The sequence below is a fragment of the Paenibacillus sp. NRS-1781 genome, assembly GCF_050467745.1.
Taxonomy (GTDB): domain Bacteria; phylum Bacillota; class Bacilli; order Paenibacillales; family Paenibacillaceae; genus Paenibacillus; species Paenibacillus terrae_A.
Genome location: NZ_JBITPI010000117.1, coordinates 1 through 1,009, shown reverse-complemented (window position 1 = coordinate 1,009; position 1,009 = coordinate 1). Strand labels below are relative to the sequence as shown.

Annotated in this window: 1 protein-coding gene; it reads left to right on the top strand. The window is 49.9% G+C overall.

The window, feature by feature from the left end; all coding sequences use genetic code 11:
* Positions 1-116: 116 nt before the first annotated feature.
* Positions 117-1,009 (top strand): IS110 family transposase (locus ACIFO6_RS24190; RefSeq protein ID WP_430044608.1); only part of this gene is annotated, 893 nt, incomplete at its 3' end.

The window sequence follows — 1,009 nt, the reverse complement described above, 5'->3', positions numbered from 1 at the left end:
AAGGAGCCATTCCTGTAATGAATTAATTTGAGGTTTGAACAAAAAAAGCGCCTCCTGTATGCTGGGTCATGGAATGTGGACCATTCACTGCCCGAATTAAAAGGAGGACGCTCACTATGAAGTATAAACAATCGAAGAAACAGAATCAACGAATTACACGAATTTCCGAAAAAACGTTGGTGGTTGGCGCAGATATCGCCAAAGAAACCCACGTGGCCCGTGCCATCGACTTTCGGGGGATTGAACTTGGAAAGGATTGCGTGTTTTCCAATACCCGCACCGGACTGGAGCAACTGGTGGAGTGGATGAAGGAGCTTCAGCAGAAGCATGCCAAGAGTGACGTCCTCTTCGGCATTGAGCCCACCGGACACTACTGGTTCACCTTGGCCGAGTATTTGGGACAGCAAGGCATTCCATTGGTCATTGTCAATCCACATCATGTACACAAAACCAAAGAACTAGAAGATAACTCGCCCACGAAAAATGACTATAAAGATGCAAAGGTCATTGCCGATCTGGTGCGAAACGGGAAGTACAGCGAACCGAAATTGCCGACGAATATCTACGCCGATCTGCGGATTCTCATGAACCTTCGAGAGAAGATCATGGTGAACCTCGGACAGGTACAACGGCGGGTACAGAACTGGCAGGACCGCTTTTTCCCGGAATATACACAGGTATTTAAAGACTGGGAAGGGAAAGCCTCACTCATTACGCTAGGTGAATTTCCGACCCCAAGTGAGATTGTAACCCTTGGCGCAGAAGCCATCGCTCAGCGATGGAAGAAAGACGTGAAACGAGCGATCGGAACGAAGCGAGCCGAGCTGCTGGTTGAAACGGCGAGAAGTTCGATTGGTCTGACCGAAGGGCTTCCCGCAGCCCAAATCGAAATTAAAACGCTTCTGGAGCAGTACGACATGTTCGCCAGACAACTGGAAGAGATTCTGGCCGAGGTGGAACGTCTCCTCTCGCAAATCCCAGGCACCAAAGAGATGCTCACCGTGCCGGG